Here is a 25,330-nt window from a genome sequence, read left to right as displayed (position 1 = left end):
GCTGATCGTCCTTCTATCGAATGATGCCGTTTCTGAGTGCCGCGGCGACCAGCGCCGTTTCCTTGAAGACGCCGAGCTTCATCTTGGCGTTGGCGATGTGGGTGTTCACGGTGATCGGCGAGATGCCGAGAATGGTGCCGATCTCGGCGGCCGTCTTGCCCGCCGCCATCCAGCGGATCACTTCGGTTTCGCGTGGGGTGACCTGGCTCATGGCTCTGCAGGCCCATCGATGGACGGCACGCGCGGCATCGTCACATGGGCGCCCGACAGGGTCACCCGCGTGACGCGGTCGGGGTGGCGGATCGGCTGGACGGGCGGGCCCGCCTTCGGCTGCGGATGCCAGGTGTCCTGCCTGGAGGGGAACCTGTCGCGGTTTCGATGCGCCATGTTGATGACGGTGTTCTTCTTCGAGCCGAACAGGTTGGCGATCTCTCTCGCCGACAGCCCTTCCTTCCAGAGCTTTTCCGCCTTGACGATCTTGTCTTCCGTCCAAAAGGTGATGGTCACTTGGTGGCCTCCTGTGTATCTCGTGCGGCGCGGGCGATGATCGGGTTGTCGGGAAACATGCGGGCGAGCTCCCGCTTGGCGTTGCGGCTGCCATTGGCCGCATCGCGCAGCAGCTGCATCTTGTAGGCCGGCACTTTCGGCCGCGGCACCTCGGGCTCGGCTTCCAGGCGCGGCCGGCGCTCGGCCTCGATCGCCGCCTGCTGATGGCGGCACTCTTCGGCAAAGCTGGCACTGCTCGGGGCAAAGGCGCGATTATGGTCCCTCACCTTTCCGGAGATGAAGCGTTTGGCGGCCCGCCAGACCGCCTCTGCCGGCAGGCCCTCGACGGCGACGAGATAGGCGCGGATCTGCATGTCGGGATCAGTGCCGGCGGATGCCGGGAAGCCAGAAAGCATCCCCGAAATGATCTTCACCAGAGGGGAAATCTCGTGCGGCATCCACTGTCGTCCTTCTCGTGCTGCTGTTGATCGACCCGGCTTCCCTCGCCTTCTCCTTGAGGTACCAGTCGCATTTGATTGCCTGCCAGCCGCGGAAGATCTGCATCTCGGCGGCGCCGACCGGATCGCCGGTCATCAGATATTCCCTGGCCTGCATCCGCGCGGCATAGACCGTCAGCGGCTTCTTCAGCGTGCGCTTGCGATGCTCGATGATCGCTGCCGCCAACTCCTCGCCCAGCACCGGGCGGAGGATTTCCATGATCTCCTCACTCACCGTGTCCTTAGCCATGCGATGTCCCTTTCGCGCTTGAGGTGGCCTCTTCAAATCCGCAGCCTCCGCCGCCCGCCGGCAAAATTGACCGGGGCGCCGGGCCCGGCGGTGCGGCGTGCAAACCGCCGGATCTCTGAGCCGGCGTGGTGCTGCTGGGTGGTGTCGCCCTTTTCGGCGCTTCGGAGCCGGTGGATCTCGGTTTCCACCGAGGGCACCGACACCCCAAGGATGGCAGCGATTTCGATATAGTCCCGGCCGGTGCGGAAGAGTTCGAGCGCGTTCATGTCAGTGCTTTGATGCGCCGGCGCGGCCTCGGCCTGGAAGCTCATCGCTTGATCCTTCTTTCCGATTTCGAACGCGGCTCGCCGTTCCCGCCGGAGCGGGGCTAGCCTCGTGCTTCATTTTCAAATTCATCGATGACGACCGGAGCTGGCTCTTGGGCGAGCAAAGGCTCCGGTCGTCTGCCAGGCCGCCGCCTGGGTGGGACACGACATCGTCGCGCCGGTGGGCACGACACAGTCGCGCCCGAGATGCTGGCGTCGCCGAGGGAGGGCAACGACGCCAGCGGCCGATAGCCGTCAGGGAGGGGCTGGGCTATCGGGGTTGGGGATCGGCAGAGCGCCGGGGCATATCTCCCGCATCTCTTTCAGGCTCGTCGGCCGATCGCAATTCTCGCAGTGGCGCTCGATCACCTCGGCAATTGACAGCGCCTTGCTGCACATCGGGCAGCCGCTGTAGCGGGCGGGTGTTGCGGTGGAGACGGTCATAGCGATTCCACCTCTCGGTTGGCGTTCAGCACCTGCTGCAGGGCCCTGGCGAGGAAGGGAATATCCTCGTTGCGAACGGGGATCACCGACATCCGCCCTCCCCTTGGGCCTTGCGGCCGATGAATGATGACGCCGGTCGGCATGACGTCCATGGCGAGCCGCTCTTCCGAGGAAATGGTGAACCTCATGGTGCCGTCTCCCCAGCCGCAGAACGTGGCCCGTCGTTGATGATGTCGCTGTTTGTCATGCCGATTAGGGTACATTTAATACCCGCCATGTCAAGCACATTAGGGCATGACATATACCTTATTTTAGGGTATTTTTTATATCATGTTGAAAGATCAGGAACAATTTGAGCGCGAAGAACGCGCAAAGCGCCTCGTCATGGCCCGAAAGAATGCGGGCTTTGCCGGGCCGAAGGCGATCGTCGATCGGTTCGGCTGGAATGCCAATGTCTACAAGGCGCACGAGTCGGGCCGCAACGGCTTCGGCATTGCCGATGCGAAGAAATATGCCCGCGCTTTCAAGGTCAATCTCAACTGGCTGCAGTTCGGCGCCGGCAACGCACTCGATCCGGATGAGCTGCCGGTCTCCGTCGCCGACGTGCCAAAAATCTCCTGGGTCAGCGCCGGCCAGCTGAGCGAGCAGGCGCCGATCACCGACTTCTCGGAATTCCCGACGGTCGCCGCCCTCGATCTGCCCGATGGCGAATGGATCGCGCTCGAGGTCGAAGGCAATTCGATGAACAAGATCTCGCCGCCCGGCTCGATCATTTTCGTCAATCTGCGCGACAAGCGCCTGGCGCCTAACGCGCTTTATGTCGTCGCCGACGAGACGGGGGCTGCAACCTACAAGCGCTATCGCCCGAACGACGACCCGCCCTTCCAGCCGGCTTCCTACGAAGACGTGCCGCCGCCGGAATTCCAGGGCGCCGTCACCATCGTCGGTCGCGTCCGCCGGTCGATTATCGAGATGTAGGGGCTCGGAATTAATGCCGCGAATCAATCATATTTCAACAGGGAAAACAGGATGATCCGCCCTTCCTCACGCGCCGGCAGAATCTGGTTCTATACCGTCACGATCGCGGTGTTTCTCCTGGCGTACAGCGCCGCGCGGGAGATGTACGGCCTGTAGGATTTCGCTCTGAAGTACGCCGATCCCCAGCCGAGATCACGAGGGGTATCGGACGATTCATCTTATGAAACCACAAATTGCGGAAGGTCCGGATGGCGTTCGCGCACCACTCTCGTCACCACCAGGATGGAACGAATGGCCGCGGGGAACATCGGGCAGCGCCTCCTCCCATGGACCCTTATAAATTCGGTGATCCCAAGCCTGCTTCGATCACGTCGTCGGTGATTTCGATTTTGTGCGACCGCCTCTTTTTTCTCGTAGCTTCATGCTTCAGCTTCAGTTCTCTATCCCATCTCTTCAGCTTAGGAGGAGAAGGTTCCTGAAGGCTGGTGAGGGAGGGTTCCGGCCAAAGCTTCCCCCTACCCCATGAGCAAAGCCCATGAAGCCGGGGGAGCATTGGCCAAGTCCTGAAGGCCGGAGCCGGGATGGGACACGTGCCAGAGGGGCCATTCGCTTCGCCCTCGTCCTGATTTTCTGACAGCGCACTTAAGGACTTTCGCTTCCCGCGCCGCTGGGCTTCGTCAGCTCGGGAGTTGCACCCGGTCGCCCAATCACTGCCCCAGACATAGACCTATGATTCGTACCTCGTCAATCGTTGAGGTATTTTTCGTACCTTTCACGGTTGACGCGATAGGGTATTATATATACCTTTCACAGATAAGCCGATCAGAGGCGCGAGAGGACAGGCGATGCAGCACATTCGCAGGATCGAGACCGAGGAAAGCAGGCGGGACGCCCGCTGGAATGGCGCGCAGACGATCGGCGACTGCCGCGCCTATATGGCGATCGAGGCCCAGCGCATGGGCGCGCTTGGCTTCGCCTTCCTCCGCCGCCCCGAGCATTCGATCCGCGGCCCGTCCTGGCTGCGCGGTGCTGCGGCGTCCGTCGAGGAGCATTACCGCTATGCCCGCGAGATCATGGGCATCGCCAACAACGATCAATTCTACGCCTGAGGGGAACGAAGATGCCTGCCGCCAAGCTTACACCTGGTTCCACCGAGCGCCCTTCCCTTCCTGCCGCCCAACGGGCCGTTGCAACCGAAAGGACCTGCGCCAAGGCCCGCGTCGCCGCCGGGGCACCCGATCTGCTGGCGGCGCTGGTGGAGGCCGAACGCTTTTTCGATGGCAGCGACGATAGCGGCTGCCCGCTTCACCGGAAGATCCTCGCCGCCATCGACACGGTGAAAGGCGGCGCAGTATGAGCGATTGTCTGATCAAGGCCTTTTCCGGCTGCGCCTGCCCGCCCGACGAATGCGCTGAAAAGCCCACCACCCCGACGCCGGTCACCTTCGTCTCGTGGCGGACCCAGGCCATCGCCTGCCTCACCTTCGGCTTCCTCGCCGCGATCATCTCGGCCGTCTGGATGGAGACGCAGTTCAAAACCCGGGATCTGCGAAACCAGGAGCAGGTATCATGGAAGTGAGCCAGGGCCTTTCCGAACACCGCCGGTCAGGAACTGAACTTGATGTCACTCGCCTTCGCCGCCGTGATGAATGCCCGCCGCACCTGCTCGGGCCCGGCCGCATCGTTGAACACATCAAGCACAAGCCGCTCGGCCACCTTGGCCGCTGGCGTCTGCTCGGGCCAGTCATTCAGCAAGGTGTTCCCCGCCTGAACGACATTGTAGACGGTTCTGGTCTTCCCATTGATGGTGATTTTCACCGGCTTGAAGCTTCGTCGCCTGCTCATGATGCAGCCCCCTCACGCTGGACACGCGACTCAACGAATCACTTCGGGACTCGTTCCAGTTGAGATGATTCTTCGTTCGCCGGCCGGGCGCCAAGCCCGATGTCCTCCGCCTGCATGACAGAGCCCGGCTCGGATGCGTGCGAGAATGCGGCAGATGAAACCGGAACCGGGAGGCAACACAATGGACCTTCAGAGTCTCGTCGCCGCACACATGCCAAACCGCCGCCGCCCGACGCCGATGGGTGCTTCGGCCGAGGACCGATACTACCGCAATCAGATCGCCCTGCCCCGCCTGAGGCTTCGGCTCCTCGGGCTGACAGCCGCGACCGTCGGCGTGACGCTGCTTCTGGCCGGCGTCATCCACACATGAGGTGCCGTCATGCTCCGACAGAGCGATCATGCTATGCTGCGATCCGTGTCACGGGGGACCGCGCGATGGACGACGGCGAGCCTGACCGGGCGGCGATCATGGCAGTGATCCGCGCCGAAACCGAGGCCTGGCTGCAGCGGGACTTCGAGGCGCTGGCGAGCCACTGGGTGCAGTCGCCGCAGACCCGGCGGATGGAATACTTCGCCTCGCTCGGCGTCCGGGTGGACGAAGGCTGGGACCCGATCGCCGCGCGAATCAAGAAGATCGTCGAGCGATTCCCGGAGAAACACACCTTTTCGGAGCGCGTCCGCTGGGAAAAAGTCAACATCGTCGTCGACGGCAACATGGCCTGGATGACCTTCGATCAGATCGGCAGCGACACCGGCGAGGATCGCAAGCGCCAGCTCCGGATCCTCCACCGGATCGACGGCGCCTGGAAGATCGGCTGCATGGTGATGATGGAGAGCAGCGTCGAGGAGGCGAACTGCCCGCTGATCGAGGTCGACGCGGATGCAGGGATTCTCTGGACGAACCGGCTGGCGCGGGAGCGGATGCCTGGCCATCCCGGGCTCGTCGCCGCCGCCGGCCGCCTACGTGCCCGGCAGTGCGAACGCGACCCTGCGCTGCGCGAGGCGGTGCGGCTGGCCTTCCGCGAGCTGCAGAGCCAGAGGCCGCTGAACATCGCGCCGAAGCAAGCCTGCGCGGTGGCGCTCGGCGAGGACGCGGCGGGGATTCCGCTCTACTGCTGGGTCCTGCTCGAGGACGGCAAGACGCTGGTGTCCTTCGACGACGCCGAGACCCTGGTGCGCCGGATCGCGAGTGCGCGGGAGGTCTTCGGCCTCTCGCCGGCGCAAACCCGGCTTGCGCGCCTGATCGTCGATGGCCATGACCTCACCGCCGCCGCCGATCTGCTCGGGGTCAGTGTCAACACGTTGCGCACCCAGCTACAGCGCATCTTCGACAAAACCGGCGTCCGCAACCAGGCGGCATTGGTGCGAGCGCTGTTGAGCGCCGGGGCTTCGAGCCAATAGGCTCGACCGCGACCAATGCTCATGACGCGGCACCTCGCGCGAAACACGGCAAGACTCGCTCCCGTTGAGGCGCCTATCTTGCGTGTTATTGTTGATCAGAGAATCAGTGAAATGCCGGTGGCTAAAACGTGCCAGAGCCAGAAAAACGTAGCGACAAGTTTACGTGGACATATGCCCTCTGGCTGTTGCCGTGGCTGGCGCCAATTTGGCTATACTGGCTTCTTCCGACGTGGGATTGGTGGACGATCAGCCTTATCATATGGGTCCTGACCCTGATCGCTGTCGCAGGCTCCCTCTGCATCAATCTGGCGCAGCGACGCTGGCGGCGTCTCGTCTCTCTGCTCATCGCACCCCTTCTGTTGCTGGTCCCGCTCCGTATCCTCGCTGCTGTCGGCATCACCTCCGACAGCGTTCGATTTGCGCTGACCAAGCAATCCTATCTGGCAGAGATCGAACGAACCGATCTGCCGGGCGGAGAGCAACGATTCAGGACATTCGTATGGGACGATACGTTCCTCGAGAAAACCTACTCGACGCTCGTCTACGACGAGAGCGATGAAGTCGCCTTGCTCAGGGGCGAGCAATCCGCGGCCTGGCAACAGCGTGCCCAGACATCATGCTCGGAAAAGAAGGAATGCGTGGATCTCGATCCCGATCCGGACGAGTACGTCAGCGTCAGAAAGATCGGCGAACACTTCTATATTCTGGACAATTATCTGCCGAACTCATTTCCTTGAGCCGCCGCCGCTGCACCCTTGGAAAACTCCCCCTCTTGATTCCGCCTGCGCCAATATCTATTTTGACCATATATGGTCATTTAAGACAGGAGGCCGCAATGTCGACGATCAGCGTGGCGGAGGCAAAGGCCGGTTTCGCCGGTCTGGTGGATGAAGCGGCAAACGGGGAGTTCGTGACGATCACGCGGCACGGGAAGCCCGCTGCCGTGCTTGTGTCCGTCGAAGCGGCCGAGGCGGCGAAAAGGGCTTTGAGGAAGCCACGGCCGAATTTCGGGGATTTCCTGTTGACGTTTCCCGGTGGGGTCGAGCTGGAGCGGAACCCATCGAAAATGCGGGATATCGATCTGTGACCGCCTATCTTCTCGACACCAACATCATTTCGAAGTTCGCGCCGGGCAAGGTGGCGCCGTCCGATCCGGTGCGGGTATGGTTTCATGAGCAGGGCGACGCCGATGCTCTCTTTCTGTCGGCTCTATCAGTCGCGGAGATCGAGAAGGGAATGCGGAGCCTTCACCGTCGCGGCGGAATCGAGCGGGCAAAGCGCCTTTCGGCATGGCTGGACTCCATCACCGACAGTTTCGGCGATCGGATATTGCCGATGGATACCGTTGTCGCGCGCATCGTCGGCGCCCTGGAAGATGACGCCGAGAGCCAGGGCCGTCATCCCGGCCTTGGCAATCTCATCATCGCGGCGACCGCGCGCGCCTATGACCTCACTGTCATTACGGAAAACCTGCGGCATTTCCAGCCGCTTGATGTCGTTGTCGATCTTCCCGCCGCGTTCCGGTCGGAATGATCCGCGCCGCACGTTCCATCGGCCGCGGCTTCTTCCCCATCGCGTCCCGGCTGGATGATCGTTACCGACGCAATTTCCGTCAGATTTGATGAGAATGTGGCCCCCGGCATTGGCGTCGGAATGGTGCAGCATTCGGCGGTCGCCGGGTTTGTCGGCGAAAGCCGTAGAGAAGGGATATGTAGTTCCAGAGCTTGGTCTTGCGGTTCGAGGCGATCCGGCGACCGCCCGTTCAAGCGGTCCCCGATTCAGCTATTTGGCCACGTGCCAAACTCCCCCAACGCCGTCGCCCTTGGCTTCACCGGCTTTCTTATCCTCGACATAGGTGTAGAGCGGCTTGCCCTCGTAGGCCCACATCTCTTTGCCATCCGCAGCTTTGACCAGAGTCCATTCGCCTTCTGCCTTGGCCTTGGCTCCGGCGTGGAAAGCCGGCCACTTCTTCAGGCAATCCTTATCGCAGTTGGATTTGCCGTTTGTATCTTTGTCGAAGGTGTAAAGGACCATGCCTTTTTCAGTCGCCAGGACCTTGCCCATTTTCGTGTCCACCATCTTGGCAGGCTCAGCCGCAAAAGCGGATCCGGCTAAAGCAGTTAACGCGCCTATCGCAATCAATATCGTTCTCATGATTTTTCTCCCATTCGGCAGTGCCGGCGGAATGCCAGCACCCGATCTAACTGGCAAAAACGCCCAACTATGAAAGCAGTTCCATCCACGGGGGACGAATACGACAGGTCCAGCAATGGTTATAACGTCCGCGAGGCGCCAACGACGGCTATTAGCGGCAACGTCTTCCCATAGCTGCGGCCGTCATCTTCCGGCTCTGATTGGTGAGTCCTGACCCCAGATGGAGGCACTCATTGCTGGTCAGCTAGCGCCGAAGGTTTCCGGGTCCATCTGACCGGACCGGGGGCCAAGGCGATCCGTCAAGTTCTGAAGGAGCCTATCCCGGGCGGAGTTCTGGACGAGATCGATGGCAAGGGTCAGGGCGCGGCGGCCTTCGTTGCTATCGATCTCACAGTGGTTCTTTGTACACCACTGCCGAACCGCAGTGATGACGAGTTCGATCTCTTGATCGGACAAAGTAATGAGGGACTGAAGCATTTCGATGCCTCCAAAACCCAGGGCGCCTACGGTCCGCCAGGGGATGAATCCGGACGCTAAAGCGCGTCGCGATCTTTCAGATTCGCTTGTCGCGCTTTAGGTCTTTGTTTTTACGCATGTCGTTGTCGCAAAACCGCTGCACACTTTTGCGCGACATGCTTTAGTGATGAGCAGTGGACGTCGCTGCGTTGACCTGCACCGAATAGGGGCTGTCAAACCTGGTGATCAGCAGCGTAGCCAGTTCCTCCGGCGTCCTGTGCCCTTGGCTATAAAGATCGGCAGCCGCGCTGCAGAGCAATTGCGTTGCTCGTTCCGTCGGCGTGACATGATTATGCCGGTACCAGGTCCGAATAGCCTCCGTAAGCACGTTCACGTCTTTCGTCCGGAGCGAGAGATTGAAATCGATCATATCGTCCTCCTACGTCTCGCCGCTCCGGGTTAATCTTGAGTTCAAGCTCGCGCTAAAAAATTTAAGCCATTGGCTCCTCGCTGCCAACTATCAGTGCGGTTGCGCACAGTGGCCGTAAGGGCATCGGCATCGATGACGAAAGCATGCCCGATACTGTTGATTTGAAACCTGCTGAACGGCAAAATAAGCGACTTATCCTGCCGGGCTTTGAAGGATTTCGAATGCCACGCTTCTACTTCAATATCCTGTCGGAAGCCGGGTCGCTCGAAGACTGGGAAGGAACCGAGCTTCCTGATTTGGACGCCGCTCGCATGGAAGCGGTGCGTGATGCTCGCGCATTGATGAGCAGTGCCGTGCTGCTTGGATATGACATTGCGTCAAGAAGCATCGAGATCAGAAATGAAGCAGGCGATATCCTGCTCGTGTTGCCCTTTTCGGAAGCGGTTAAGCGAATGGACTGATCTACCTGGCGCGGAGCGGAAGACCCAGCACCTTTTCGTATTCGCGCTCCGGCACTCCATAGCAGCCACCGGCAATTTCGATCAATTTTTCCCTGTCCAGTATTCGCACGTTTCCGCGGGTCGATCGGATCGCGTGGACGCCCTCAAGGACATGTAGTTCATTGGTGACGCCGGAACGCCGGACGCCGAGCATCAATGCCAGAAATTCATGGGTAATGGCCAGGTTGTTGCCTTCAAGGCGGTCGTGACACATCAGGATCCACCGAGCCAGCCGTTCATGCATATTGTAGCGGGCGTTCGCGAGCGCCGAATGGGCAAGCTGCAGCACGGTTGTGTGAACATAGCGAAGGAAGAAATCCTTCATCTCGGGATCATCGGCGAGCGCGCGCTGAAACGTCTCCATCGGCACCATAATTCCCGACCCTGCGACTTGCATGAAGGTGCGCGTGGGGGTGGTCTCTACCGCCAGGACGACGTGCATCCCGGATACGCCTTCGCGCCCGATATGGCCAATTTCCACCACCTCTTCGTCAATGCTGCTGACAACCATGGATGCCAGGCCTCTTTCCAAGAAGCAGACATGCGTGGTCGGCACGTCGTGATCGACAAGAGCATGCCGTAATGGCAGGTCGACGCGCGACATCCCTTCCGAGAGGCGTGCGAAGCGTTCCGCGCTCAACATTTTCAGCAGGGTATTTTCGACAGTCGATTGGTCAATGTGAGTCATAGCGGCTCCGCATGGGAGCTTGGATGTCAAAACCAAACGCCTGTGAGTTGGTGAAAAACTACGGGACGGCCGTTGGTTTGGCCATAGGTCCCGGGGAAGTGTGCGTTTATGACAAAACCGCACATAAGCCGCTGAAATTGTTGATGATCAGCGGCGATAAACCGGCAGCGGTCTTTCGATACCGGCCAAAGACCCTAGCACATTTTGCCTCGGCATGCGCGCTCATTGCGAAAGGACGAGCGATTCACAAAATAAAATATCTGCCTTTTGCGGATCGTTGCTAAAAGCCGCAATCAATCTCGCCAGCCAAGTCGGCGGCAATGCGCTTCGGCGGTCAGGACCGCCGCCTTTCGGTCAACGTAAGGACCTGGCAGATAGACCGTGACGCCGCGGAAACTGACGATCACCGCCTTTGTCACGCTATCGAAGACGATAGCCATATCAGGCTCGTAAGCCATTTTGTTTTCCTGACGACGCTTACTCCATCGAGATGTGCTCTTATTCGAATGAAACAAGGTGCCGACTGCAATCCTTCCCGGGGCTTTTCGCGGCTTGTGACCATCTGACGATTGGTGCGCAACCGCACAGGAACTTTTCCGACTATCGATGGGTTAGCTCAACAGGATCGCACAGGTGCCCCCTCTTGTGACGGGGCCGTACGCCAACCCTTCCTTCCTGTGCGATCCGTCCGTTCCCAATTTGCCCCGTTTCGGCGGGGCTCCTTTTTGATCCATAGCGCGCAAGGCGCGAGGACGGTCAGGGACGCGGCAGGATTTGGCGATGATGCCAGACGCAGGTTCTGCGCCTCACGGAGCCGATGCACCGTTCCTGTTCAGCCGCGCCTGGTTATAACTTTCCTGCAGAAAAATTATAACCAGAGGAAGGACGGGCTTCCGGTCGCCGCGATTGAACCGTGCCCATCCAGGAAGTGTGCTGTTCTGGGATGCCGACATGCATAAAACCAAGAGCTAAAGCGTGTCGCATGAATCGAATGGTGAAATCCGGGGAATTTTGGCTGAGATCAGCAGAATCGAAAAACCCCGCCGGAGCGGGGCTTCAGACTGGTCGGAGTGGAGTGATTCGAACACTCGACCCCCACGTCCCGAATTTTGTGGACGACCTCAGTAATTATGCGGCTTTCCTTGTTTTCTGGGAGTTTACAGACATTCTGATCCGACTTGGTTTTGGCTGATCCGGCTTGTTTCTCCCGGTATCTCCCGGTGCTTTTCCGTCGTAACTGAATTCCTCCCCACCGTCGTCACGTTTCTTGATCTTCCCGATTCCACCCGCAGTGATTGCGTCGTCAATACCGGTCTGATGGCTTGTTCTATGGTGACCGTATACCTTGTCGAGCATTTCCATCGACATCCCAAGGAAACCCGAGATGTCATGGATCGGTAGCTCCGAGCGCTTCATAAGCCACGTTGCTGCCGTGTGCCGGAAAGAGTGAGGCACGACATTCTTGTCCGGCACACACTCCTTCATGAGCTTTCCGAGGGCCTTGCTACGCGTAATAGGTTTGCCTTTATATTCGATTGGATATCGTCGACCGAGCCTATACCAGCGCCGCATATGTCGGAGCAGCCGCAACGGTATGCGGATCGTCGGAGCTTGTTTGTTTTTCGGAACATCCTCGTCGGGAGCAGAACGGTGGAAAACGCCCTCTTCAAGATCGATCCAGGGCCTCCCCTTCTGACGAATGAAGGACGCGGTGAACATACGGTTTGAACGCGTCCCGGTATACATCGCCATGATGATGTACGGCATGAGATGTCGGCGAGGACGATAAAGCCTGCGTACCTGAGTACCGGCCAAACCCGTGTCCTTGGACTTATCAGCATTGTGGGTGTAGATGCCGAGTGCGAGGCAAGCCCACAACATCCGGGCGATGTCTTTTCGCTCAAGGAAATCTGAGCGAGGCTTGGCCTTCTCAGGTAAAAACACTTTCGGCATTGCCGCAATGATACTGTCTTCAAGCGCTAGCGTAAGTGCTCGCCGAAGATATTCAAGTCGATTGCGGGCGGCATTGAGCGTCGTGCATGCCTTCCAATATTTCTGACACGTCACTCGGTTTACGTCCGTGACAGTTTTGTCGCCCCACCAGTCGACCAGGTCCGTCACATATTTCAGCACCTCATCCGGCCGCGAATATGCCTTCTTACCGTCGCCCGGTTCTGTCGTCAGCTTCACGTCAATGAAGTGCGAGAGGACGTCAGCCAGTGGCACCTCGTTGTTCTTACGGTCCCTCTGAATTGGCTCCTCCGAAACATGTTCGATCAACCACTCCGCATAGAATTTCTGAGCTTCTGCGCCTTCGCTAGCGCTAAAGCCTGTGCGCTTTGTTTTCTGTCGGCCAGCTCCCTCGTCATGATATTTGATTGCCCAGACCGGCTTCTCGATGGACCCGTTCTTGTTTTTGTATTCTGGCAAAAGGTCGAGATAGGGTTGTTTGCGTCCACGCGGCATGCGGTCATCCATTCCTTCAAAGATCGACGAGTTACGAAAAGGTTCTTGTTTGGTTTGAAAGCTGTGAGCTGACCGCTGCGGATCGCTTCGCGCACCATTCCCTCGGTCATCGTGTCAGACGGGACCGACGGCCCCAGCAGATATTTCTTGCCGCCCATCTCGGGCATGCAGAGCGCGTCCTCAATCCGAAGGAACTTGTCTTGGTGGGGGTCGTCTTCTTCGAGATTGCGGGACAGCTCTTCGAGTAACTCATTGATGCGCTGGATGGACTTAGAATCCTCCTGAAGCATCCTTTCGATCTCGATCTTCAACTGCTCAATATTCAGTTCTTCATCGTCGTTGTCATTCATTCCTTGCACTCTGTTGCGACGAACGAATGTGTATCTCCCGGTGCACGCGGGAGCAATGGCGATGAAAAAATAATTATTATTTTCCAATTACTTACGTTACAAATGTCCACCATTTTGGGATATGGATGACATTTGTAAATTCAAATTTTAACGACTGACTCTCAAGTCGTTGATTCAGAGAGTGATCAGTAAAAAAAGCTGAATTCCGATTTATTTACTGATCCGATGCCCGAGCAAAATCATGCTACGCGTGCGACATCAGAGACTTCGGAACCCAAGGTAGCTTAGGTTCCGTTAGGCGGCGAAAATGCGTGAATTTAGTCATCCGGCATCTCGTCCCAGCTTTCCGGCGGAGCATTTGGGACCTTTTCCAACGCTGTCAAAGCCGCATCCCGCAGGTGGATCGCATTGAGAATATCGGAGGGATCGGCAACCACCTCGGGTTTAACGATACTCCCGGCGTCGAATCCAAGCGATTGGACGAGATCACTCATCAGTCGGTCGACGGCGTCATCTTGTTCGTCAGTGCCGTCGTTATCCCAACTCACACTATAACCAGGCCTGTGATCGACACACATCTCAAGGCGAAAATTGATGTCGCCGATTTCTGCGATCCGCTCCAAGTATTCGAGCAGAATCGGAAACTGCCGTTCGTCGAGAACAACCTGACAGCCAGGCGCGATCATATCGCCGACCAAAATTCGAGCGTGGTTGTGTAATCAATCAACGTATCGACCGCCCGCATAGTTGTCATCCCGGCTCTCCTTCCCGCTGCTTTCTCGACCAAGCCTCGACGTCTAGAATGATGCCATCGCGCTCAGGATCAAGCTCGCCGACAAGGTGCTTGTGCCGGTCGCAGAGGGTGAGGCAGATCGAGCAGCCAAACTGCAGCCGGGCAAGCTCTCCACATTCCTGGCACGTCCGCAGGCTCTTGCCGTAAGCGATGCCACGCCGCTCGCCCACGTAAGCTGCAATCTCATTATCGCAATCCGTAAAAAGCCGGAGAGCACCAAATTTTTCCTTACCCCACCGAAGCCGTGCTCGGTATCCGGCATTCTGAAACTCACGCAAGCTGTCGCAGAATTCACGTAAGATGCCTGTCCATCCTGGACCGAATTCGAGGCCTCGTGCGCCAGGCCCTTCGTCTTGAACATAGACGTCGGCATAGTCGGACTTGAAATCCAGGAATCGGCGGCGATTAACCTCGGTCTTGAAGCGCTCAATATCGTCCGCAGTGAAGACGATATCTTTAAAGTCCTTCGAAACCGGCGGGGTTGGCAATACGTCACCGACATCAACGATGTGCGCAATCAACATGACATCGGTATCGAGAACAGATGCGGCCTCGCGGATTGAAATCACATCAGCCATTGCCGCGCTCCAGAAGTTTGATCGCACCCGGGAAGTCAAAGTCTTCGTCAACCAATTGCGCGACAGTCAGCGGACAGTCAGCTGGGAAATCCGGAACCTCGATCTTGAGTTCGACAAGCATGTCGACAGCTCCGCGACGCGCGAGCTTGTACGTCCGCGCCAGATCGAGGTGATGCTCCAGCGAGGGAGACGACGCTAATGCTACGTCCGTGTGTGCGGAATAGGCATCTCGAATCCAACGGTTTTGCTCAGGCGCTCCTGCGGCCAGCAGGAGCAGGTTGTTCAATAGCTGATACAAATGACGCGACATATTGCTGATTTCTATCCTGCCGAGCGCTTCGATTTCTTCCGCGAGATTGTCGGCATCGAGACCTGTAGGCGATGGATCGAGAGCACGTAGCAGCGCCGCTTGGTCTCGTGTCCATTGAACGAAGTCGGTTTCATAGGACATCCCGGCTCCTCCGATGAATATCGAGCGCTAGTTCCCTAATCCGACGCTTCAGCTCACGGCTCTGGTTCCCGCTCCACGGCGTGTCGTCGCAGTCGATGACGAGGCCACCCTCTTCGTAAGCAGTGTGCAGGGTAACGCTCGGCCTCGTTTCGCCGTAGATTTCCTTCACCGCTGTGAAGTATTCGGTGATCAAGGTCAGCCATTCGGACCGGACATCGATCTCTGCCTCCGGACGAATGAGATCGGGGTGGAGTGAGCGGAGTTCATCCTCATTCATCGTAGCGACCTCGCGCGTGATCATCGCAGAGTGTCTTCTTCCAACCGCCAGTCCGCGTACGTCCGAGCTTCCCACATTTTTCACAGGTCTGCTGCGACGCCTCGACTGCTTCCTTGTCAGCCGCGCGGCATGCTTCAAGCCCGGCAGGATCGCAGTCGTAACGAAGCTCAAGCGCACCCCATTTCTCGCCAGCCGATTTGAAAAGAAAACCGGGCTGGTCGCGAACGGCGTCAAGGAACTGATGGACGATTGAATTCCACCCTTCTTCGCTACTGATCTTGTCGTCATCGGGCAGTGCGGCCAGGAACTCGCGGTGGATACGACGCGAGACCTCAAACCCGCATTGCGCCGCGATCCAGATACGTGTCTTGACTTCCAGGTGAGCAAAGCGTGGGCGGAAAAATTCCTGGCGGCGTTCGAGGCTCAGACGGTCGGCCTTGTCCAGCCCCGCCGTCTCTGCGAGGTAGTCCGCGACCGCAGCAGCAATGCGATCTGCTTCGGCACGGCGTGTGGCATGAAGATTTTCGACAAATTCAATCATTGAAGGGGTCTCCCTTCCTGCCGCCTGCTACCCACGCTCGACGTTGATCTGCATGCTTCCTACAGAGCGTCTGATAGTAGGCATCAAAATTGTCGAGCTGCCCAACGTCGCCGCAGATTTCGCAAGTCACAATACTCCGGCTCGTGTAGCTATCACGGATGACGGACAGCTCTTCCGAAAGGGCCTGCGGAAAACTCGCAGACTCCCGCCGTGGCCGGACGTAGATGCGGAGGTCTCCGAGCTTTTCCTTGATCTGACGGACGGACGCTTTCGCGATCCAGCCGTGCCGGTCGAGAGCTTGCTCGATCTGATCGAGGCTTTCAGCGATGAGAGGCAGCCAACCGTTCTCGACACTGAAAGCAATGTCCTGCGGCAGGATGCGGGCGTGCTTCTGACGGAGCTGCTGGATAAACTCGTCGCGATTAAAATTCTCAGGGAGCATCGGAGCCTCCCAGATTATGCTTACGTGTCAGCTCATCCGACAGCACTTCGAGATCGGTCAACATCTCGTTGATCGCCATCTGCGTGCGCATGAATACTGCTTCCAAATTCTGATACCGGACCCGAACGGACAGAGCGTCACCGTCGAATTCGATGCGCGTGATCAAGACTTTGCCGTCGATATCCTCGCTCTCGACGAGTTTGAGGATCGAACGCAGCGTTGTCGCGACGAGATCGAACAGGTAGTCGGGGACCGACAGGTCGATTGCCTTGCCGTGGATCGATGGAAACAGGACACGGCACTCGTCGTAGAGAGCCGCTTCCCGGCGAGCCTTATCGGCAAGTTCGCCCGCGTGCCCGATGCACCAGACGTGACCATCTTCCGCAGCGCCAGGATTTCCACAAACTTCGCACGTCTGCTGCGACATTTTGTAAAGCTGGCGCTGGGCGGCTCGTAAAGCGTTGGATTGCTCCGGATGCCAGCGAGAAACTTCTGGGAAAGCAAAGGCCTTGAGGCCTGTCAGCGTCCGTTCGAAGCGCACGGATACGGCCTCGTTCAGATCGCCGATGCCTTCCAACGCGAGGAAGAAATCGTCGATGATCGCGACCCACCCATCCGGGAGCGAGTCCAAGGACGGATGAAAGTAACGCTTATATGTGGTCCGCAGGTGCTGGATATCTTCAAGCTTCATCGCTAGCTCCCGGATTGTGCTCGTCGCAGAAGACGCCCTCGGTATTGCTGCCGAGAATGCGCATCCGCAGAAACGCATCGGCACCGCAGACCACGCAAGTCTCCTGTGTCTGACCGTGGAATTCAGCCAGTGCCTCGACGCACGCCAAAGCGCGATCGGGGTGCCATTTGCCGGGCGGCATCATCGGCGAGGCGAACGCCATCGCACTCGACTGATAGACTGCGACACGAAGTTGGCACCAAGTGATGACGCCCGGGGCCATGAAGTTGCTCGGGCCGACGGTCGAGAGGCGGTACATGCGCTCCAGCAGATTAACGAGCGGTTCAGTCCAGCCATCCGGCAAAGCGGACATGCTGTCATGCCAGAGGAGATCGTATTCGGCATGAAGGCGTTCAGCGATCTCCTTTTTCATTGAACCGACCTCCCCTCGAATTTTGCGAGTCGCTCCTCAGCGCAGTGCTCACATAGCCGTTGTTGATGCAGACCGTTTGGCTCCTTAACGATAATGTGAGACGGTCCCGCGCAGACTTCACAAGTTTCGCAGACTTGCCAATTGAAGCGGCAAACCGCCTGGATCACGTCGAGAGCCTTCTCCTGATTCCAAGTTCCTAGATCGGGGTTCGGCGACACCAGCGCGATGGCAAAGCCGCTGCCGAACTGGATCATCAGGAACAACGGAGAACCGTATTCCCCAGGGATCGGCGGCTGAATCTCGTTGAGGGCTTCCATCAGCTCTTCGGTGATTTTAACCCAGCCGTCAGGCATCTTGGACAGCTCGTGCCGCCAGAGGCGCGGATAAAGGCTACGAAAACGTTTGATATCAGCGTCTTTCATGCGGCAATCTCCGCATCCTGCATGCCCGCCGTCAGCTGCCGGAAGGTGCGCGGGGTGAAGGCGACATCGGCGCAGTCAACACCAACATCGCGGCTGCGACCATAGTTCGGCAGGCGACCATGGGAGTGACCGAAGAAGTGCCAGGAACCGTGATGCGACGCAGGCCACACGCGCATCCCGTAATGGCAGAGCGTCACCCGTTCTCCGTCAACATGGGCCTCCGCCATGTGCGCGGGCTGCTGGTCCCATGCGTGATCTGCCAGGTGCTTGTGAATTCGACCCTTTGAGTCCGTGTCATGATTTCCGATGATCAGGCGAATGCGACCGTGCAACTGCTGAAAAATCTTGCGGGTGCGGTCGGCATCGCCGTAGCCAAAGTCGCCGAGATGCCAGACGATATCCGTCGGCTTGACGGTCCCGTTCCACCGGTCGATGAGAAAGCGATCCATCTCTTCCGTCGTCTCGAACGGCCGGAACTGGAGCATCAACTGATGCCCAAAATGGGTGTCGCCGACAAAATACTGCTGAGTGTAAGCCACGTTGCGAGTCCTCTTTATCCTTCGAATAGTCAGTACGGATACCCGCGTGCACGGGCAGCCAGCGTTAGCTGGTCATAGGTTCCGTAGGTCTATTCGTAGAACTCGCATTTCGACTTTGCCTTTCAGGGCATTTGTGGCTGCCGTATACAACCACAAGGGAGTCCCCGAGTAAAGTGGAAAAACAAGGAAGGTTAACGCTACTCTACTTCTATCATATCGGCGGCATGCACAGCATCGGAACTGATCGCCGAAATCGAAACCATACGGCCGTCATCGTACTCTTCTTCGCCTGGCTCTAAGACTGTCCGTTTAGTGCCGCCTTTCAGCTTGTGATCGATCATGTAACGCATCGCGTGGCGAACGCTCTCGGGACTAGACACGTCGAAGAAGGCTTTGCCGAAAAGCTGGACATGACCGGGCGGGAGATCACGAGGCCGATGGCACATCAACATAAGCGTTTTCGAAACCAGGCCATCGAGCTTTCGGTCGATGTGGTGGATCATTGGCCAATGCACCGACATCTCACCGACAATCCGCTTCTCGACCCATCGTTTGATCTGGTCATCAGACCAACCATATGGCGGCCAGTAGTCGACAAAGTCATAGAACTTCTTGGCCTCGACCTGCAGGGCCGGATCGAGAGCAAAGCGCCAGCTGGGCAGAATTTTATCCAGATCGATCATGAGTAAATCTCCGTACCTTTTTTTACGGCTGAAAGCTTATTCAGAAGAGCGCACCACTCTTCGTATGTCGGGTGAATATCGGTACTCCAGGTGCCATCATGACCGTTCTCGTCAGCGTAGTGGGAGACCAGGGTGAATGTTCTGGAACCCTTCCATCGCAGGGCTTTTAACTTTTCGAAAATCCGGCTCTCCAGTTCGTCCACTGACAAGCTGAAATAGACATGGGCTTTGGTGCAGGTCTCGAAAGTTACCGGCTCCTCGGCCACCAGCTCCGGTACGTGGATCGCGTCGTGTAGCTTCTTACTTACTTTGCGACGCCGGTCGGTTTTCCAACCTACGCGGTCGCGGCGACCGTTATCGGCGTTGATTTCTATGTAGGTCCGTTCATGGCGCGGGAGCATTTCTAGGTGCTCCAGGAGATCGGGCTCGACGACTTCTTCGGAGAGGAAGCCCCAACAAGCAAAGTCCGCTCCTTCTGCTTCGACGGCCATCAGCAGGCTTTCACCGCGATATTGACGCGTCTCGAAGCCTGGCGTCAGAGCCTTGTTGTCGAGCGCTTCCTGGAGCGCAACGAGCCAGAGGTCAAAGATTTTCCAATGGACCAGATGTTGCATCGGTGCACCCTCGACACCGAAAGCTTTCGTCGCTTTTAACCAGGTGTCGGACCGAACCTGATATTTAGGATCGTCCTTACCTCCGCGCCGGAATTCGGTCTTGCCGTAACGAACGCGGACATTGTGCATGGACGGCGGGTTGACGGTGATCGTGAACTTATACGCGCTGATCTTCCTACCTCGGACAGCTTCATAGTCGGGCTTAACAGCGACCGAAAACTTCCGGACATTTTTTGTGTCCTCAACGAAGGTCGATGTCACGAACTTGGTCAGCTTCCCGATGTTGTATTTGCCGGTCTCCTCGTCTTCCGGGAAATCGATCTCTGAAACCAATCGGCCGGGCTCGATCAGAAGTTCAAATGTGTTTGCCTGACCCGGTTTCCATTTCCGCTGGGCGGCTTCAAAGGCAAGCCACTTATATAACGGAGCCGAATATCTGCTGCTCATGCCGTCCGTTGTCAGGGGCACGAGTTCGATATGAGCGTAGCGGCCAACACCCAAATCCCGCATTAGCTCTCGGATAGGTTCCGGCCATTGCCAGCCGATTACGGCATCCTCACCCTTCACCTCCAACCAACTCGTCACGATTTTGACGCCGATGAAGCGTGGACCCGATGCCAGGGTGTAGGATAGCTTGATCTCACCCAGCTTTTCGAGGGATGCTACTATGTCTGCGGTCTTTGCATGAGGCCCCAAGAACCGGCGGAGCGTCGACAGCGACATGCGGTATGCTCGCTGCTCCATGTCCTTGTCATGTTCGTAGGACCAGCTTTGGAGGTATTCGTAGACGCCATGGTCGAAGGCACTCATTGTATGGTCGCTGTCGACCTTCACCCCTTGCAGCATTGCCATTGGTCTCGGACTCTCGGGGGCGAGATCATGGACAAGGTGCGGGGTCTCCGCAATCTTGATCAGGCTACCGCGTGCGGCTGGCTGGAAGTTTTGCCTTTTTGGCAGAGGTCTCCATAGAGCGAGAGAAGGCAGCGGCGGACGGTTTGAAACTGACATTTGTGTTTTACATATTGATTTAGCCCAGTGTCAGTTCATCGGCGGAAATAAATCAAGAAGTATTTATTCCCTCCATTTCTCGGTCACAGGAATAAACGAAACACGTGTCAACAGAGTGTGTGGGAATTTTGGAATAATAAAAAATGTCAACATTGTTGAGTGTGGGGATTGGGGAATATTAATGGTTCCGAATCCCCAGGAAATCGGCTCCCTGTCCACGCTTTTGCTCCCTAATACAAACAGAAGGGGACGCGAGCGCTGCTTGGGTCTGTCTGGCTTGCCGGAGATGCTGCGCATCATTCTGTTTAGAGTGAGACCGGGAGGCGGTGCCAGTTCGTGTTCCTTGCAGCCGTCAGCCGTATCTTTCACGTGGTGAAGTTTCGTAGTGAAAGGCGATAGCGATGCCGCGCAAGCCAGAACCAGGCAATGAATATTTCCGGGCAGCGACCGAGCGCTCCCGGCGCAAGGCTGCTTTCGACGGTCGGCCGGAGGCGTCCTTCGCCGACACTGCACTGGCGGCGGCCGTCTTTGCTTACGCGAAGCGGGTCGAGGAGGAGAAGTCCGACACCGCAGCGTTGCGATGGATCGTAAAAGCGGCAGCGGCGATCCTGGTAGCGCATCCAGGGCGCTCGTTTGACGCCGCCGAGGCTGAGCGAAAGATCATTCAGCGAGCCGGGATGCGCCGCAAACCTGATGCCTATCGCATCAGGCGGGTGACGAAGTTCATCGAACTTCCGAAGGTACTTCATGGAGTTTCAAAATGACGCTTCCAGTTTCCGTAGAGATCAATTCAGTGGCGTTGAATCGGACGCAGCCTCCCCCCATTACTTCATCTTTTTGCATCGTCTTTATCACGTATCACGTAGTGAAATTGATGGCGTCATCAGACAGTGCCACGGGGGTCTGCGGCACGTCGCCGACCACGACCCGGACCACGCCCAACTGCAAAACGGAATCGGATTTTCCGCGTCCGACCAGGTACTCGGTCATAGGCTTGCTAGGGCGTCGGTGAACACCTTTCTCAGAAGCGAAGTGCTTGCCAATACTCTCGTCAAACTGGCAATCAAATACCGACGCCCAGGCGCACTCAGGTTCGATCCGGTTTCAAGGAAATCTTTGGCCATCAGGAAAAAGATATGACCCGGCTTGCGGCCGAACGCGATCCGGGTGAACATTGGATGCAGCGGTTACGTCTGCCACATCTCCAAATCCTTGCCGCCTGAAACCGGCTCTGAGCCGATGACTAAGCCCCCTGGGTCTTGTTCTTCGGGCGTTACTTTTTGGCCGATCATTCGCTGCTTTCTTGCAAGCCGACGCCCGACGCTTTCCTCAGCACAACGCTTGAGGAGACAGGCGGATGGACAAAGTTCCAATAATCGGTGAACGAATAGCAGCCCGGATCAAAGACAGCTGCAAGGCCCAGGGACTTGATCCTCAAATTGGTCTTCGCCGGTATTCTGCCGAACAAATTCTGTCAGGCTTTCGCGCCGTCTACCCAAACCTATTCATCGTCAACGGCGGTCTCATTCACGACCAGCGGGTTCGGCAGACGAATGACGCCGATATCCGCTTCATCCGGAAGGCGACCGCCGAGGAAATTCAACAGGCTTTCATCCGCATGGCCCCGCTGATCGAACGCCTTGGCATCAAGTTCGAGAAGATTTCTCCCCCTGAATACCTGGACATGCCGAGTGGCGTCCCCGGCATGCGGTTCAAGTACCGGTGCTGGATCGGCTCAAACCGGGTCGACAACAAGATCGAGATGGGTTTTTCGGATGGCCGAAAGTGTGCGTTCCCGTCGGAGTGGAATACCGAGCTTCCGACTTGGATCAAGGGTCAGCCTGTCTTCAAGGGTCGCGTCGCCAAGTTCGAGACACAGGTTGCCGAGAAGCTGGTGACAATCCTTACTAGCGGCGCAGCCAACACTCGTATGAAGGATTATGCAGACATCGCGATGATGGCTCCCGATCTCGACAAGACGTTCCTGGCAAAAGAGGTCGCTCGTGCTATCGAAGATCGTCGCCTTGGAAGCTCCATTCTCTCCGATGTTCCTGAAGGCCTCGATATCTCACTCTTGCAATCGGAGCAGAAAGTTGCCGAGTGGAAGAGCATTGTGACCAAGCGTGCTCGGTCCTTGGACATGACGGCCACGTTGTGCGGAGTTAGGCAGGTCTACGCCCACATCCGTGATGCGGCTAGAGAGAAGGTGCTGGCCCGCGAGCTAACAGAACAGGCCAGGGAAGAAGCCGAACTGCAGGAGATGATCAACAAGCCGCACTCAATGCGAAGACTAAGACCCCGCAGAGCTTCGGGCAGTGCAGTGGAAAGCAATGTTATCGAGTTCCAAAGATACCAGCATACACTTCCACGGATGTGAAAATTGCGGTGTCAACACTACTGCTTTGTAGACTGAAATGTTGACATCAACTTCTCATAAATGGCTGGTTTTATTTAATTTTAATTACAGCAATATTTCCTTATTCTCTTGCGACCGACTGTTTTTCTAATCACAATTATTATATTGAATGTCCCGGGAATTGTCCGGCGACACCGTTGGAACGCCCGATGACACGCAAAGAACAATCAACTTGGATCATGCGAAAAGCTTCACGGCTTTCCAGGACGCCGTTCGTTCCTGTTGCTGAAAAGCTGGCTGAGATCGCAACCGCTGTAGTCGAGTTCATCACTCCTATGGTTGTCCTTCGCGCCCGTCGGTTTGCCCGCAGGGGAATGTCCCTCTTCACCCTCCCCGCTCCGGTCGCCTTGGCAGTTGTCACGGTATCCACCTGCAGCGAACATCACCCAAGAGAATAGCATGTCCCAAAACATAACCGCCGTCGGTCTACTGATCGGACCTGCGAGGAAATTTACGGCAAGGGCCGCTGGAAACGCCCCCTCGCTGACCGCTCGGTGTGCCTTCTCGAACCCTTGCAAGATGGTTGAACGGTACACTCGGGTTCGACTTTAGGCATGGCGTTGTCGCCGATCTGCGAGAGGTAGTCGCGGAAGAGGATGATGCCGCGCGGGATCGTATCGCGGCGCTTCGGTGGCTGGATCAACAACTGGGAAAACGGATTGGAGGAGCGGTGATGCCGGGCAGTAAGGGATTTGAATTGGTTGGGAATGTGCCTGCGGCCGGGTTTAAGCGGCACGGTTCTAACCGATGGGTTCGATGGAGCCATGTGCTTGCGTACAATGCTCAGATGCGTGCCCACGCCAGGCGGGTTCGGGCACATCTCGATGCCGAAGGACAAAAGCTTGACGGCGCGGCGACTGCGGTCGAACAGCTGGCCGAGCAGTTCGCCGATGAAGGCCGTGGAGAGGAGCAGGCACGTATTGCCAGCACGCTGCCAAATGCGCAAGATCAGACAGCGAAAAAGGCTAAGACAGATGGCTGGTGCACAGTCATCGTCGACTGCCTGAAAGGTTAGGTTGTCGGATTGAAAGACCCGGGACCCAAAGCACGTTCGCACCTCCACCTCATTCTACTTCAACAACTCGCAACACCTCCTACGAAAGGACAAAAGCGTTGCTTCATTCAATATTTTCAAATCCGGCCCGGCCGCTGACATCTGCCAGAAGGCGGGCTTTAAGATTAACGGCTTCGCGACTTAGAATGAATACACGAGGGGCTTCCAATCGCTGAACGATAAGATTGGTGATGAATTGCGCCAACGGTTTCAGACGCTGCCAGCCTCCTCGGGAGAAACGGCGGTGATCCAAGCGATCCTACACGCCGCCGATTGCGGTTGCTCGGTATGTTGGCTGAACAGATCAAATCTGAGATCGGGGCTGGAATCGAATGCACGGCATCGTCGGAGACCTGACCGGCGAGATGATGGCCGATTACTGAGCGGAAGGAAGTGCTGGATCAGGTCTTTTGCTGATTGATGATGAGGTGAAGGGATGATGACCGAGCGCACGCTCGAAATCACCCCTTAAGCAAGGTCTAATTTTATCTTAACGGTGCACGTGGTACCCTCTCTATCTATACGAGAGGAGGACAGGATGAGCTTGGAACAACGCGTCGCTCTCATGGAGAAGCAGCTGCGCATACAAGGAGACTTCCTTCAGAAGGTCGGCGCTGCCATTGAGGAACGGCAGGGTAAAGACCAAGCTACGCTCAATTTCAGCAAGATTTTGATGGAGTCTGTCCAAGGACACGAAACTCGCATTAAGACCCTAGCTGACGCACTCACCCAACACCAAGTTGATCTCAGCCTAGTAACTCTCGTCGTTTATTTCCTGCTGCAGACACTGGAGCAAATCGAGTATGTGGTGCGGGTCGGGACAGCCGATGCGATCATGACTTCGGTGGAAAAGAGCGGAGATGTAAAATCGGCCCTTTATTACGAGCTTTTTCAAGTCTTAAGAGAAGCTAGTGTCGAAACGGGGTGATTAGCCTCCACTCTGCAGGCAATTTCAACCCATCGCTTGCCGCGCAGCCGATGATTCTGCCTGCAGCCGATCACAAATCCTGGGTCGTCATGATCTTCGAAAAGAAGCCTGCCACGTTCTCCGGCTGAGATGTAAAAATTCCAGCGATTTCCTTTGTGTCAGTTTCCGCCGAAAACAACAATCAAAGGCATCGAAACGCGTTATGGAGATACCTTCAATCTTGAGTCCTGTA

41 protein-coding genes and 1 pseudogene are annotated in these 25,330 nt (G+C 57.2%); 15 read left to right on the top strand and 27 right to left on the bottom strand.

All coding sequences use genetic code 11. The features are described 5' to 3' along the window. Positions 1–13: 13 nt before the first annotated feature. From N2600_RS04505 to N2600_RS04475, 7 genes are all read right to left on the bottom strand, one after another. The gene (locus N2600_RS04505; protein WP_077975715.1) at positions 14–211 is read right to left on the bottom strand and encodes a response regulator transcription factor; all 198 of its coding nucleotides are present in this window, start codon (positions 209–211) and stop codon (positions 14–16) included. Further along, entirely contained in the window at positions 208–507 is a 300-nt protein-coding gene (locus N2600_RS04500) for a GcrA family cell cycle regulator (RefSeq protein WP_162118239.1), read from the bottom strand. Before N2600_RS04500 ends, N2600_RS04505 begins: the two co-directional genes overlap by 4 nt. Next, positions 504–902: a hypothetical protein gene (locus N2600_RS04495; protein WP_260298172.1), complete on the bottom strand. Its 399-nt coding sequence runs from the start codon at positions 900–902 to the stop codon at positions 504–506. The genes N2600_RS04500 and N2600_RS04495 overlap by 4 nt, the downstream gene beginning before the upstream one ends. Next, positions 868–1,233 (bottom strand): hypothetical protein, encoded by a 366-nt coding sequence (locus N2600_RS04490; protein ID WP_260298171.1) that lies wholly within the window; start codon positions 1,231–1,233, stop codon positions 868–870. Before N2600_RS04490 ends, N2600_RS04495 begins: the two co-directional genes overlap by 35 nt. A 32-nt stretch (positions 1,234–1,265) precedes the next feature. Beyond that, the gene (locus N2600_RS04485) at positions 1,266–1,544 is read right to left on the bottom strand and encodes a sigma-70 region 4 domain-containing protein (RefSeq protein ID WP_260110333.1); all 279 of its coding nucleotides are present in this window, start codon (positions 1,542–1,544) and stop codon (positions 1,266–1,268) included. Between the two features lie 249 nt (positions 1,545–1,793). Further along, complete coding sequence (locus tag N2600_RS04480; protein ID WP_260298170.1) at positions 1,794–1,982, bottom strand: hypothetical protein; 189 nt, start codon at positions 1,980–1,982, stop codon at positions 1,794–1,796. Next, positions 1,979–2,170 carry a hypothetical protein gene (locus N2600_RS04475; RefSeq protein WP_260298168.1) on the bottom strand — a complete coding sequence of 64 codons (192 nt, stop codon included), beginning with the start codon at positions 2,168–2,170 and terminating at the stop codon, positions 1,979–1,981. The genes N2600_RS04480 and N2600_RS04475 overlap by 4 nt, the downstream gene beginning before the upstream one ends. Before the next feature lie 142 nt (positions 2,171–2,312). Between N2600_RS04475 and N2600_RS04470 the strand changes: the two genes are divergently transcribed. The 4 genes from N2600_RS04470 (at position 2,313) to N2600_RS04455 (ending at position 4,538) form a co-directional block, all read left to right on the top strand. Next, positions 2,313–2,960 (top strand): S24 family peptidase, encoded by a 648-nt coding sequence (locus N2600_RS04470; RefSeq protein ID WP_170257872.1) that lies wholly within the window; start codon positions 2,313–2,315, stop codon positions 2,958–2,960. 845 nt (positions 2,961–3,805) lie between these two features. After that, complete coding sequence (locus N2600_RS04465) at positions 3,806–4,069, top strand: hypothetical protein (RefSeq protein WP_072639275.1); 264 nt, start codon at positions 3,806–3,808, stop codon at positions 4,067–4,069. 11 nt (positions 4,070–4,080) lie between these two features. Further along, positions 4,081–4,317 (top strand): hypothetical protein, encoded by a 237-nt coding sequence (locus N2600_RS04460; RefSeq protein WP_260298166.1) that lies wholly within the window; start codon positions 4,081–4,083, stop codon positions 4,315–4,317. Beyond that, a complete protein-coding gene (locus N2600_RS04455) occupies positions 4,314–4,538 on the top strand; it encodes a hypothetical protein (protein ID WP_260298165.1) in 225 nt (74 codons plus the stop codon). Before N2600_RS04460 ends, N2600_RS04455 begins: the two co-directional genes overlap by 4 nt. Before the next feature lie 26 nt (positions 4,539–4,564). Here the strand turns inward: N2600_RS04455 and N2600_RS04450 are convergent, their stop codons facing one another. Further along, positions 4,565–4,804 (bottom strand): DUF982 domain-containing protein, encoded by a 240-nt coding sequence (locus N2600_RS04450; protein WP_064647069.1) that lies wholly within the window; start codon positions 4,802–4,804, stop codon positions 4,565–4,567. Between the two features lie 181 nt (positions 4,805–4,985). Between N2600_RS04450 and N2600_RS04445 the strand changes: the two genes are divergently transcribed. From N2600_RS04445 to N2600_RS04425, 5 genes and pseudogenes are all read left to right on the top strand, one after another. Then, positions 4,986–5,174, top strand: a complete 189-nt coding sequence (locus N2600_RS04445) for a hypothetical protein (RefSeq protein WP_222387772.1) — start codon at positions 4,986–4,988, stop codon at positions 5,172–5,174. 9 nt (positions 5,175–5,183) lie between these two features. Further along, positions 5,184–6,205: pseudogene (locus N2600_RS04440) on the top strand (LuxR family transcriptional regulator). Between the two features lie 128 nt (positions 6,206–6,333). After that, the gene (locus N2600_RS04435; protein WP_260298162.1) at positions 6,334–6,942 is read left to right on the top strand and encodes a hypothetical protein; all 609 of its coding nucleotides are present in this window, start codon (positions 6,334–6,336) and stop codon (positions 6,940–6,942) included. A 98-nt stretch (positions 6,943–7,040) separates the two neighbouring features. After that, a complete protein-coding gene (locus N2600_RS04430) occupies positions 7,041–7,292 on the top strand; it encodes a type II toxin-antitoxin system Phd/YefM family antitoxin (RefSeq protein WP_260298161.1) in 252 nt (83 codons plus the stop codon). Further along, a complete protein-coding gene (locus N2600_RS04425; RefSeq protein ID WP_260298160.1) occupies positions 7,289–7,738 on the top strand; it encodes a type II toxin-antitoxin system VapC family toxin in 450 nt (149 codons plus the stop codon). Before N2600_RS04430 ends, N2600_RS04425 begins: the two co-directional genes overlap by 4 nt. Before the next feature lie 249 nt (positions 7,739–7,987). Here the strand turns inward: N2600_RS04425 and N2600_RS04420 are convergent, their stop codons facing one another. The 3 genes from N2600_RS04420 to N2600_RS04410 form a co-directional block, all read right to left on the bottom strand. After that, positions 7,988–8,359 (bottom strand): COG4315 family predicted lipoprotein, encoded by a 372-nt coding sequence (locus tag N2600_RS04420; RefSeq protein ID WP_162118249.1) that lies wholly within the window; start codon positions 8,357–8,359, stop codon positions 7,988–7,990. Positions 8,360–8,599: 240 nt separating this feature from the next. After that, positions 8,600–8,836, bottom strand: a complete 237-nt coding sequence (locus N2600_RS04415; protein WP_260298158.1) for a hypothetical protein — start codon at positions 8,834–8,836, stop codon at positions 8,600–8,602. Positions 8,837–8,996: 160 nt separating this feature from the next. Then, on the bottom strand, positions 8,997–9,245 hold the full coding sequence (locus N2600_RS04410) for a hypothetical protein (protein ID WP_162118251.1): 249 nt from the start codon (positions 9,243–9,245) through the stop codon (positions 8,997–8,999). A gap of 221 nt (positions 9,246–9,466) precedes the next feature. Here N2600_RS04410 and N2600_RS04405 point away from each other — a divergent pair, with 221 nt between their 5' ends. After that, positions 9,467–9,706: a DUF6894 family protein gene (locus tag N2600_RS04405; protein ID WP_170263550.1), complete on the top strand. Its 240-nt coding sequence runs from the start codon at positions 9,467–9,469 to the stop codon at positions 9,704–9,706. Between the two features lies 1 nt (position 9,707). Here N2600_RS04405 and N2600_RS04400 read toward each other — a convergent pair whose 3' ends face one another. The 16 genes from N2600_RS04400 to N2600_RS04325 all read right to left on the bottom strand — a co-directional run bounded on the left by N2600_RS04400 (position 9,708) and on the right by N2600_RS04325 (position 20,544). Continuing rightward, a complete protein-coding gene (locus N2600_RS04400; protein WP_222295582.1) occupies positions 9,708–10,433 on the bottom strand; it encodes a Crp/Fnr family transcriptional regulator in 726 nt (241 codons plus the stop codon). Between the two features lie 293 nt (positions 10,434–10,726). Further along, a complete protein-coding gene (locus N2600_RS04395; protein WP_168724903.1) occupies positions 10,727–10,891 on the bottom strand; it encodes a hypothetical protein in 165 nt (54 codons plus the stop codon). Positions 10,892–11,561: 670 nt separating this feature from the next. Then, a complete protein-coding gene (locus N2600_RS04390; protein ID WP_260298154.1) occupies positions 11,562–12,713 on the bottom strand; it encodes a tyrosine-type recombinase/integrase in 1,152 nt (383 codons plus the stop codon). Next, positions 12,710–13,249 carry a hypothetical protein gene (locus N2600_RS04385; RefSeq protein WP_260298152.1) on the bottom strand — a complete coding sequence of 180 codons (540 nt, stop codon included), beginning with the start codon at positions 13,247–13,249 and terminating at the stop codon, positions 12,710–12,712. The genes N2600_RS04390 and N2600_RS04385 overlap by 4 nt, the downstream gene beginning before the upstream one ends. A 317-nt stretch (positions 13,250–13,566) precedes the next feature. Next, positions 13,567–13,935, bottom strand: coding sequence for a hypothetical protein (locus tag N2600_RS04380; RefSeq protein ID WP_260298150.1), 369 nt, complete (start codon positions 13,933–13,935; stop codon positions 13,567–13,569). Positions 13,936–13,999: 64 nt separating this feature from the next. Continuing rightward, the gene (locus tag N2600_RS04375; RefSeq protein ID WP_260298149.1) at positions 14,000–14,620 is read right to left on the bottom strand and encodes a hypothetical protein; all 621 of its coding nucleotides are present in this window, start codon (positions 14,618–14,620) and stop codon (positions 14,000–14,002) included. Then, complete coding sequence (locus tag N2600_RS04370; RefSeq protein ID WP_260298148.1) at positions 14,613–15,071, bottom strand: DUF29 domain-containing protein; 459 nt, start codon at positions 15,069–15,071, stop codon at positions 14,613–14,615. Before N2600_RS04370 ends, N2600_RS04375 begins: the two co-directional genes overlap by 8 nt. After that, positions 15,061–15,348: a hypothetical protein gene (locus N2600_RS04365; RefSeq protein ID WP_260298147.1), complete on the bottom strand. Its 288-nt coding sequence runs from the start codon at positions 15,346–15,348 to the stop codon at positions 15,061–15,063. Before N2600_RS04365 ends, N2600_RS04370 begins: the two co-directional genes overlap by 11 nt. Continuing rightward, positions 15,341–15,889, bottom strand: coding sequence for a hypothetical protein (locus N2600_RS04360; protein ID WP_260298146.1), 549 nt, complete (start codon positions 15,887–15,889; stop codon positions 15,341–15,343). Before N2600_RS04360 ends, N2600_RS04365 begins: the two co-directional genes overlap by 8 nt. Next, positions 15,882–16,331 (bottom strand): hypothetical protein, encoded by a 450-nt coding sequence (locus N2600_RS04355; RefSeq protein ID WP_260298144.1) that lies wholly within the window; start codon positions 16,329–16,331, stop codon positions 15,882–15,884. Before N2600_RS04355 ends, N2600_RS04360 begins: the two co-directional genes overlap by 8 nt. Next, on the bottom strand, positions 16,321–17,022 hold the full coding sequence (locus tag N2600_RS04350; RefSeq protein ID WP_260298142.1) for a hypothetical protein: 702 nt from the start codon (positions 17,020–17,022) through the stop codon (positions 16,321–16,323). The genes N2600_RS04355 and N2600_RS04350 overlap by 11 nt, the downstream gene beginning before the upstream one ends. Further along, positions 17,012–17,434 (bottom strand): hypothetical protein, encoded by a 423-nt coding sequence (locus N2600_RS04345; protein WP_260298141.1) that lies wholly within the window; start codon positions 17,432–17,434, stop codon positions 17,012–17,014. The genes N2600_RS04350 and N2600_RS04345 overlap by 11 nt, the downstream gene beginning before the upstream one ends. Then, positions 17,431–17,856 (bottom strand): hypothetical protein, encoded by a 426-nt coding sequence (locus tag N2600_RS04340; protein WP_260298140.1) that lies wholly within the window; start codon positions 17,854–17,856, stop codon positions 17,431–17,433. Before N2600_RS04340 ends, N2600_RS04345 begins: the two co-directional genes overlap by 4 nt. Continuing rightward, positions 17,853–18,395 carry a metallophosphoesterase family protein gene (locus N2600_RS04335; protein ID WP_260298139.1) on the bottom strand — a complete coding sequence of 181 codons (543 nt, stop codon included), beginning with the start codon at positions 18,393–18,395 and terminating at the stop codon, positions 17,853–17,855. Before N2600_RS04335 ends, N2600_RS04340 begins: the two co-directional genes overlap by 4 nt. Before the next feature lie 197 nt (positions 18,396–18,592). Continuing rightward, complete coding sequence (locus N2600_RS04330; protein ID WP_260298138.1) at positions 18,593–19,078, bottom strand: hypothetical protein; 486 nt, start codon at positions 19,076–19,078, stop codon at positions 18,593–18,595. Then, a complete protein-coding gene (locus N2600_RS04325; protein ID WP_260298137.1) occupies positions 19,075–20,544 on the bottom strand; it encodes a RepB family plasmid replication initiator protein in 1,470 nt (489 codons plus the stop codon). Before N2600_RS04325 ends, N2600_RS04330 begins: the two co-directional genes overlap by 4 nt. A gap of 557 nt (positions 20,545–21,101) precedes the next feature. On the opposite strand from N2600_RS04325, the gene N2600_RS04320 reads away from it, so the two are divergent. The 5 genes from N2600_RS04320 to N2600_RS04300 all read left to right on the top strand — a co-directional run bounded on the left by N2600_RS04320 (position 21,102) and on the right by N2600_RS04300 (position 25,098). Then, positions 21,102–21,464, top strand: coding sequence for a hypothetical protein (locus N2600_RS04320; protein WP_260298135.1), 363 nt, complete (start codon positions 21,102–21,104; stop codon positions 21,462–21,464). Between the two features lie 593 nt (positions 21,465–22,057). Further along, positions 22,058–23,077: a nucleotidyl transferase AbiEii/AbiGii toxin family protein gene (locus tag N2600_RS04315; RefSeq protein WP_260298134.1), complete on the top strand. Its 1,020-nt coding sequence runs from the start codon at positions 22,058–22,060 to the stop codon at positions 23,075–23,077. Between the two features lie 188 nt (positions 23,078–23,265). Next, positions 23,266–23,514 carry a hypothetical protein gene (locus tag N2600_RS04310; protein ID WP_260298133.1) on the top strand — a complete coding sequence of 83 codons (249 nt, stop codon included), beginning with the start codon at positions 23,266–23,268 and terminating at the stop codon, positions 23,512–23,514. Positions 23,515–23,639: 125 nt separating this feature from the next. After that, on the top strand, positions 23,640–24,131 hold the full coding sequence (locus tag N2600_RS04305; protein WP_260298132.1) for a hypothetical protein: 492 nt from the start codon (positions 23,640–23,642) through the stop codon (positions 24,129–24,131). Positions 24,132–24,708: 577 nt separating this feature from the next. After that, positions 24,709–25,098 (top strand): hypothetical protein, encoded by a 390-nt coding sequence (locus N2600_RS04300; RefSeq protein WP_260298131.1) that lies wholly within the window; start codon positions 24,709–24,711, stop codon positions 25,096–25,098. The last annotated feature ends 232 nt before the right edge of the window (positions 25,099–25,330 follow it).

This window comes from Rhizobium sp. WSM1274 (genome assembly GCF_025200775.1).
In the GTDB taxonomy this organism is placed as follows: domain Bacteria; phylum Pseudomonadota; class Alphaproteobacteria; order Rhizobiales; family Rhizobiaceae; genus Rhizobium; species Rhizobium leguminosarum_I.
Note: the sequence above shows the minus strand (reverse complement) of the source record. Positions and strands in the feature narration are given on the sequence as shown.